General features: G+C 51.1%; 7 protein-coding genes. 2 read left to right on the top strand and 5 right to left on the bottom strand.

All coding sequences use genetic code 11. The features are described from left to right. Positions 1-279: 279 nt before the first annotated feature. The 5 genes from QGT73_RS10850 to QGT73_RS10830 all read right to left on the bottom strand — a co-directional run bounded on the left by QGT73_RS10850 (position 280) and on the right by QGT73_RS10830 (position 7,409). Entirely contained in the window at positions 280-3,597 is a 3,318-nt protein-coding gene (locus tag QGT73_RS10850) for a UvrD-helicase domain-containing protein (protein ID WP_280122467.1), read from the bottom strand. Next, positions 3,594-3,914 carry a translation initiation factor gene (locus tag QGT73_RS10845; RefSeq protein WP_280122466.1) on the bottom strand — a complete coding sequence of 107 codons (321 nt, stop codon included), beginning with the start codon at positions 3,912-3,914 and terminating at the stop codon, positions 3,594-3,596. Before QGT73_RS10845 ends, QGT73_RS10850 begins: the two co-directional genes overlap by 4 nt. 5 nt (positions 3,915-3,919) lie before the next feature. Then, positions 3,920-4,378 carry a hypothetical protein gene (locus tag QGT73_RS10840; RefSeq protein ID WP_280122465.1) on the bottom strand — a complete coding sequence of 153 codons (459 nt, stop codon included), beginning with the start codon at positions 4,376-4,378 and terminating at the stop codon, positions 3,920-3,922. Then, a complete protein-coding gene (locus QGT73_RS10835; protein ID WP_280122464.1) occupies positions 4,375-4,674 on the bottom strand; it encodes a hypothetical protein in 300 nt (99 codons plus the stop codon). The genes QGT73_RS10840 and QGT73_RS10835 overlap by 4 nt, the downstream gene beginning before the upstream one ends. 161 nt (positions 4,675-4,835) lie before the next feature. Further along, on the bottom strand, positions 4,836-7,409 hold the full coding sequence (locus tag QGT73_RS10830) for an adenosylcobalamin-dependent ribonucleoside-diphosphate reductase (protein WP_280122463.1): 2,574 nt from the start codon (positions 7,407-7,409) through the stop codon (positions 4,836-4,838). A gap of 183 nt (positions 7,410-7,592) precedes the next feature. Between QGT73_RS10830 and QGT73_RS10825 the strand changes: the two genes are divergently transcribed. Together QGT73_RS10825 and QGT73_RS10820 are read left to right on the top strand one after the other, a co-directional pair. After that, entirely contained in the window at positions 7,593-8,354 is a 762-nt protein-coding gene (locus QGT73_RS10825; protein WP_280122462.1) for a nitroreductase family protein, read from the top strand. A gap of 48 nt (positions 8,355-8,402) precedes the next feature. After that, positions 8,403-9,020, top strand: coding sequence for a TetR/AcrR family transcriptional regulator (locus QGT73_RS10820; protein ID WP_123616895.1), 618 nt, complete (start codon positions 8,403-8,405; stop codon positions 9,018-9,020). Positions 9,021-9,037 lie beyond the last annotated feature (17 nt).

Raw genomic sequence — 9,037 nt, 5'->3', positions numbered from 1 at the left:
AGAACCGTAATATACTAATCAAGTCCGTTCGCACCAAAATCTTTTCCAACAAACTAAATTTCAACAATTTCAAAGTACTCTTTCCGATTTTAATGGGACATCAATGTGTTTCCTCCGAATGTTTATCTAACATACACTTTCTTACCGCCCACGATATAGAGACCGGCGGGAAAATCTACGGTAGCCTCTCCGGTAGCCACATTGGCTCGAATGAGAATACCGCAGAGGTTGTAAATGAGCTGCGATTTTGGTCGCAGCTCATGTCATTTTTTTTGTGTGTTATGAAACTTCTATTATTTCACCTGTATCGAGATAATATAGATAACCCTGCACCTGAGGATAGCCTATTGACCTGAAAAACTGCATGTAGTCCTTTATCTGCTTTGTATAGCGTCGCGGATCCTGCGAACCTGTCTTATAGTCTATGACATGGAGCTCGCCGGCAGCAGTCCACACCACCCGGTCAACGCGTAGCAGCCGACCGTCGGCTGTAAGAATCTCACGCTCAAGGTAAGCCTTCTTATAACCGTCAAACCATTCTGTAGCCTTAGGGTCATTGACTCTCGTCTCGACTACTTCGCGAAGGGCCACATAGTCGTTCTCGGTAAGCGTGCGTGAGTCCGGCGAGGCTTTGAGCAGTGTGAATGCCCTGTCAATGTCATTGCTATGGCGTATCCTCGACATCAGCGCATGCAGTATAAGACCTCGTTCACGAGCCACCTGTATGCGGTTGAGCCGATCGGTATCCACATTGGTATTCTCCCAAACCGAATCGGTCGATGTTGCCTCATAGGCCGGCATCCTTACCGAAGTAGACGGTCGCATTGCCGTGCCCTTGGCCTTCTTTTCAGCCTTTTTTACGGTTGGCTCCCCGACGGTCAGACGCAAGTCGGCATCAAAGGAGAGAGGCATTTGCGGGGAGGCTCCGGCTCCTTTGACTCCTTCATATATGGTACGGGCCACAGAGGGTATCTCTCCGGGGGCAAGTGCCTCGGTTCGTACCGACTTGGAGAGCTTTACACCTACTATCAACTCGTCGACCGCACGCGTAAAGGCCACATAGAGCAGATTGGTCTGATCAAGCACCCGTTCACGTTTTATCTCCTCATATTGCTCGGCAAGCGGAGTCGACGACAGTGCTTTGCTTATTGTGAGCGGCATCATCGGAGGTATTATATCTTCGGGGATGCCTTCGATGGCCGGCAACTCAAACCATGCCGTATCGCCTCGTCCGGAGGTGGTAAACTCGCCAAACGGTATGTGGACACAATGAAACTCCAGGCCCTTTGACTTGTGTACCGTAAGAATATTGAGTGCGCGTGAGTCTGATCCGCCTGCTATCGACATATTGCTGCCTGTATCGTCCCACCATTGCAGAAACGACCGGATGTCGGCTTTGCCCTGCGATACAAATTTGGTAAGAAGATCCATGAACGCGGCGATATACACGCTGTCACTCTCACGCAGACGCTGATCAACATGGGTATTTATTACTGACTCAACAAGCGATATGAGATCTACACCATGGAGCGATGCATCCTCAAGGTTGGTGTTTTGCCCGTCTTCCTCCGCAGCACGCTTGCTCATCATATCAATGGCCTGTTGCAGAGCTTTATCGGGCGACATTCCTGAAGTAAATGCCGTCTCATAATCGTTGATTATCCTTGCCACCTCACGTGTGCTTTTGCGACGAGGGTCGGTGGTGACATCCACGCTCGAAAGCATGCGCAGACGGCTTATCACATTGGTTACGGCATCAGAGTGTGATATGAGAAGCGATTTGTCGGATATAATGTCAAACTTCGGATAAGTCGGGTCAGCCTTTCTCAATTCTTCAAGATAGCGTATCACCTTTTCTCCATCACGGACCTGACGCACGAGTATGGCTATGTCGCCGGGAGCATATCCCGATTCGAGCTGACGACGCATCTCGCGCGCCATCTGCCCCAAAGCCTCCTCTTCCGGATCTTTCGAGGCATCGAAACAAGATAACAACACGTATCCTCGATGGTCGACGTGCTTTGACGACACCTGTTGCTCTACATTGGAGTAGACATCTTCAAATCCCCACTGGCGGGCGATTGAGGTAAATAGCGAATTGTTGAAACGCACCACGTCGGCAGATGACCGCCAGTTAGTATTCTCGCTCACACTGTCACCTCTCACGATTGTGCGCCCTTCGGCCCACGGCTCGGCATGCAGATTATGAAGCAGCGACGGGTCACTGTTTCTGAAACGGTAGATACACTGCTTCTCATCACCGATGACGAGATTGTCATAATCATAGGCGAGACTTTCGCGCAGGAGCGGACGCATATTGGCCCACTGGCTCAAAGACGTATCCTGAAACTCATCTATGAGATAATGTTGAAATCTCACACCAAGTTTTTCATATAGAAACGGAGAATCCTCATCACCGATAATCTTGGCGAGCAGCGAATTGGTATCGCTCAACAATAGTGTGACATTCTCGCGTCTGAAATGGTCGACAAGTTCCATAATCGAACTTAGCAGCCCCAGTTGGTAGAGGTTTTCTTTTATGACATTGAGAATTGTCACTGAGTTGTGACAATTGACGATGCTTCTCATGGCTTCTGACACCGCCGCCTCGATCACAGAGTCGGTCAGTTCCTTTTTACGGGTATCAGCCGTCCACATCTGCTGCGGGTCATCAAGCACATTGCCAATGGTTTTGGGCAAAACGGAGTTGGTATATTTTTTCCATCCTTTATTGCTCCAGTCTTCGAGTATATTGATGACGTTCTTGTTGAACAGTTTGGTTTTTTTAGACGCTTCGATAGTTTCCTTACTCCTTGCGCATATGGCCGCTGTCTCGGCCTTGATCCGACGCATCCGTGTAAACACAGTGTCACAAAAACTGTGAAATTTAGAGTCGTCGTTAAGATAGTCCATGACACGCTTTTCGTTGTCCTTAAAGGTGTCGTTATGTATCTTGGCAATAAACTTTATGAGATCTGACTGAACGTTGCCGTTACGGTTAAATAGCGTAAACTGGCTACCGTCTTCAATAAGACTTTTCATGTAGCCTGTGATCCACGTCTCTATTTCGTAAGATTGCTTTGTAGGGCGTCCATGATTGAGCGACTGCAGCAGACGGTCGACACTCATGGTTATCACCTCCTCGTCATCAAGTTCGAGGGCATAGTTGCTCGACACCTCTGCCTCATGGGCAAACGAGCGGAGCACCGTCTGGAAAAACGAGTCGATAGTCGAGATGCTGAAACGGCTGAAGTCGTACAACAGTCCGAGCAACGCATCTTTGGCCGCGACAGCGAGCCGCTCAGCGTCGCAGCCAAAGGTGGCACACAGGTCTTTTTCATACGGACTCGGCTCATCCCAGTCCTTCTCACATCCGGCAAGCACAGCAAGCTCATGAATGATACGCGACTTCATCTCCTCGGTGGCTTTGTTGGTAAACGTCATGGCCAACACAGCCTTATGCCCCGAGCGCGAGCCGGGACGATTGAGCACATAGCGACCCTCCTCGTCCTTGTGACCGAGTATCAGTTTGATATATTCACGTGCCAGCGTAAAGGTCTTGCCCGAGCCGGCCGATGCCTTGTAGATGTTTATCATTTCACCTTGTAGCCCATTTCGGTGAGCAGAGCCTTGACCTTGGCGGCCACATCGCCCTGAATCAATATCTCACCCCCGCGGGCAGAACCACCTGTGCCGAGCCTGGTTTTGAGCCGCGCGGCCACTTCAAGCAGTTCATCCTCAGGACATGTGAAGCCCTCGATGATAGTCGCGGTCTTACCTTTGCGACCTTTACGGTCGATAGTCACACGCAGAGTATCGGGTGTGCGTGCAGGAGTGTTATCCTCAGGCACATATTCCTCACGCTGAAGAGTGCCGTCATCAACTTTGCTTGCCAGAAGATCTTTCCAATCCATAGTTATCAAATTGAGTCAGTACGGTAATCCTCATCGCCCGCAGGAGAGTCATGAGTATCGGACACATCGGCCGGATTGTCAATCGACTGGACGAGTGTGGTCAGCGACATGCCATATTTGTCTTGTTCGACAGGCAGATGAGTGTAAAAATATGTGGCAGAGTCGGCATCGGTCTCAAAGGCCGAGCGATAACATTGTGTGGCCATATCGAGAGCATCGGCATCGTCAGTGCGGTCATAAAGCTGCATGTAGAGTATCGACATACGTCCCAACTGCATAGCGGTAAGGCTGTTGTCACGACCGTTGTCGTCCATTATCTCGTCGCATATGCGCCGTGAGACATCAGCGTCCTCAATGGCACAAGCCATCTCGGCCGACGATATGCGTTCGCTCACATCCGAACCGCCACATGATGTCAGAGCCAAAGCAGTCATTGCCGCACATACACACCACATTCCTTTCATAACTGCACCTTTTTATAATAATAAATCACGTCACCGTTTTTAAGTTCAAGGCTCAGATCGGTATATCCGGCCACCTTGCGTGCGGTACGCACGGGAATATTCCCGACAAGCGATGCATCCCCTTCCTCCACTTTAAGCGTCGAGGGGTCGAGCACCATCACAAGAGAGTCGTTCTCGACATTCCAAGAGCCTTCCACCGCATAGGTGAGCACTCCCGGCTTGATGGCTCTGATGACGCATGTCGCATCACTGTTAAGCTCCATGACGGGCTGTTGCTGCGACACTTCGGGTATCACATAGCAGCCGGCAATCTTCTTGGCCTCGCTGCTAAGCCCGCTGCACGACTGCCAAATAACGCCAAAAGCAGAGCGGGAAACATCAGCTTGATTTTCATTATTATATCGTTTAAAATTAGGTTACATACGACCTCAAGAATATCCACACCCGGGACGGCTCATTATCCGCAGCGCGAATTGCCGCAAGAGGTGCATATCAGGCATCCTTCCTGATACACAAGAGTCTCCTGTCCACAATGGGGACATTTCTGTCCGTTGGCAGGTGTGCCGGAAGGGAGGTAGCGTTTCAGTGCGCGCTCCACTCCCATCTTCCAGGTGTTGATGCTCTGTGAGTCGAGTTCAAGACCGTTGACGAGCTTGAGCACCTGATCGATAGGCATGCCGTAACGCAACACTCCGGAGATGAGTTTGGCATAGTTCCAGTATTCGGGATTAAATTTATCCGACAATCCTTCGATAGTGGTCTTGAGGCCACGCTTATTGATAAACTGGAAGTCGTAACGCTTCGCTCCATTTTCATCTATAGCCTTAATAATCTTACCTTTGTTGACCGATTTAGGACAGAAAATTCCATCCTCGTCGTCAGCCAGACCGGTAAATATCTCATAGGGATGTCCGTCGACGAGTCCGACAAAAGCAATCCATTTTTCCTTATTGTTCTGAAATCTCACCACATCGGCTTCAAGTTCGACAGGACGCTTGAGCATGAGCGGATGTCCGGCATCATGACACTTCGGCTCCATGCCGTCGGCCTCGGCTTTACGGGCGTCTTTTTTCTTTTTGTCGTTCTCGGCAGCTATGAGCACGCCTGAGCGGCATCCGTCGCGATAGATTGTACAGCCTTTGCACCCTACTTTCCAAGCTTCGAGATAGAGCCGGTTTACAAGTTCGACATCCACATCTGCCGGGAGATTGATGGTCACAGAGATTGAATGGTCGACCCACTTCTGCACCGCTCCCTGCATTCTCACCTTCTCAAGCCAGTCGATATCGTTGGCCGTAGCTTTATAATAAGGCGAGCGTGCCACAAGAGCCTCTATTTCAGCTTGAGAATAGTCATCGCGGACCTCTATGCCGTTGACTTTCATCCAGTCGACAAACTTGGGATGATACACGACATACTCCTCAAACTTATCACCTGACTCGTCGACATAATCCACGCGGGCCTCCACGTCGTTGGCATTGATTTTGCGGCGACGTTTGTATACCGGCATAAACACAGGCTCTATACCCGACGAGGTGCGGGTCATGAGCGAAGTGGTGCCTGTCGGGGCTATGGTCAGACACGCGATGTTGCGGCGACCGTGCTTCTCCATATCCTCTATCAGAGACGGAGCGGCTTCACGCAGACGTGAGATATAAGGATTGTTGCGCTCTCGCTCGGGATCATACACCTCAAACGCTCCGCGTTCCTTGGCCATCTGCACCGATGAGGTGAAGGCAGCTACGGCAAGCGCGCGATGCACGTCGACCGACATTTCAGTAGCCTCGGCTGTTCCGTAACGCAGACCGAGGGCTGCTATCATATCTCCCTCGGCGGTAGTGCCGAGTCCGGTGCGGCGGCCTTTGAGAGTCTTGGCCTTTATCTTTTTCCAGAGATTCAGTTCGGTCTCCTTTACTTCTGAAGTCTCAGGGTCATTCTCTATCTTGGCGATGATGGTATCAATCTTCTCCATCTCCAGATCAATGATGTCGTCCATCATACGCTGGGCCTTGCCCACATGCGAGGCAAACAATTCATAGTCAAACTCGGCCTCGGGTGTGAACGGATTTTTTACATAAGCATAGAGATTGATAGCCACAAGGCGGCAACTATCATATGGACAGAGGGGTATCTCGCCACAAGGATTGGTAGAAACGGTCTGAAAACCGAGGTCGGCATAGCAGTCGGGCACCGATTCACGAGTGATTGTGTCCCAGAACAGCACGCCCGGCTCGGCCGATTTCCATGCATTATACACAATCTTTCCCCAAAGTGCACGGGCATCGGTGTCAATGCTCACCTCGGGCTTGTCACTCCACACAGGAAACTGGCGGCGATACACCTCACCACTCTCTACGCAGCGCATGAACTCATCGTCAATCTTGACAGAGACATTCGCGCCTGTAATCTTGCCTTGTTCGAGTTTTGCATCAATAAAACGCTCCGAGTCGGGATGCTTGATTGACACCGTGAGCATCAGTGCGCCACGGCGGCCATCCTGCGCCACCTCACGTGTGGAGTTGGAATATCGCTCCATAAAGGGAACAAGACCTGTCGAGGTAAGAGCCGAATTTTTTACTGGTGTACCTTTGGGACGCAGGTCACTAAGGTCGTGTCCCACGCCTCCGCGACGCTTCATGAGCTGCACCTGCTCCTCGTCTATCTTGGCTATGCCGCCATAGGAGTCGGGATGACCGTCAAGGCCTATCACAAAGCAGTTGCTCAGCGAGCCGACCTGGTAATCATTGCCTATACCTGCCATGGGGCTACCCTGAGGCACCACGTAGCGGAAATGGTCGAGCAGTTCCATAACCTCGGCCTCCGACATGGGATTGGGATATTTATTCTCGATACGCACTATCTCCGAGGCTATGCGGCGGTGCATATGTTCGGGAGTCAGTTCATAGATATTGCCGGCCGAATCCTTAAGGGCATACTTGCTCACCCATACGCGAGCGGCAAGTTCGTCGCCGTCAAAATATTTCACCGAGGCCTCATATGCCTCATCGTAAGTATATGTCTTGTGTTCCATAATATGCAATAGTGATCAGAAACTCGCAGAGTCAAAATTTGGCGAGTGCAAAGATGACGAAATTTCCGTGATGTACCAAAAATTCCGCGCTCAATTTATTAACATTTGAATATTTTGTCGTAACTTGCAGAGTAATTGCGCGGCCTCATGCCAGGCCGCACACAAAATACATATCATCAGATTATGACCACACACGACATCGACACCTATTTCGCCACACGGCGCACGGTCAGGGCCTATGACCCCACCCGTGAGATTGACCCGTCACTCATCCGCTCGCTCATCGCCAAGGCCGCCCACGCCCCCAACACCGGCAACATGCAGCTTTACAGCGCGATACTCACCACTGTCCCCGACGAAATTAGCGCGCTGGCTCCCGCCCATTTCTCCCAGTCTGCAATCACGGGAGCCAAGGCTGTGCTGACTTTTTGCCTCGACCTCAGAAGATACCACACATGGTGTGAACTGTCGGGAGCACAGCCGGGCCTCAACAACCTCCAGGGCTATACCTGGGCCGTAATGGACACAGCCATATTTGCCCAGCAGTTTGTCACTCTCGCTGAGTTGGCCGGACTCGGGACTTGCTATCTCGGCACCACCACCTATAACGCACCCATGATTGCCGACCTGCTCCGGCTCCCGCAAGGTGTAGTGCCATTGCTCACCGTTACCCTCGGCTATCCGGCCGAACAGCCCGAACTACCCGAACGCCTCGATGTCGACGCCATTCTCCACACAGGCACATACCACAACCCCTCGGCCGATGAAATACGCGCCATGTATGCCGAAAAAGAGAGCATGGAATCATACCGTAAGTTTGTCATTGACAACAACAAAGACAACCTCGCACAAGTCTATGCCGACATCCGCTATCCGCGCACGGCCAACGAGCAATTCTCGGCCGTATTAAAGGAATTTCTCAAAAATCAGGGCATAGGCATATAACGGCACGGGATTTTTTACTACCTTTGCACCTTGAAATACCCGTCTCAGATGACTGCGATTGCCTCTAAAACCCGCGAACGGCTTCTTGATGTGGCCCGTCAGCTCTTCGCCTCAAACGGCGTGGAGCGTACCACCATGAATGATATAGCCACGGCCTCCGACAAAGGGCGGCGCACTATATATACCTATTTTAAAAATAAAAAGGAGATATATGACGCCGTTATCGAACGTGAGGCCGACGCGATAGTCAAACGGTTTCGCGACATCGTATGCTCCGATCTCGAACCGGTCGAAATGCTTCAGGCCTACATCCGCGCACGCTTCGACGTGGTCGACGAGACCATCAAAGCCTCGACCACAAGCCAACTTATATCCTACATAACCCTCGACCACAAGCGACTCGAGAGGATACGCCTGCTGGCCGTGGAGAAGGAACGCGGACTTTTTCACTCCATGATTGAAAACGGCATAGCGCGTGGCGTGTTTGACCCCGAGCAGGGCGCACTCATCCCGGCCATCCACCAGATGTTTTTTCAGGGAGTGGACTACTGCCACCTGTGTGACAACTATGACGGCCTTGGTGTCGACCCATCGACACTGCGCGAGGAGACTGTAAGATTTCTCACCAATACCATCGTGTTGAAACACACCGAAAAACAGCCATAAAATCAATTCTAAAATAA

The sequence above is a fragment of the Duncaniella muricolitica genome (assembly GCF_910574735.1).
In the GTDB taxonomy this organism is placed as follows: Bacteria; Bacteroidota; Bacteroidia; order Bacteroidales; family Muribaculaceae; genus Duncaniella; species Duncaniella muricolitica.
This window is presented reverse-complemented; position numbering and strand designations above follow the sequence as displayed.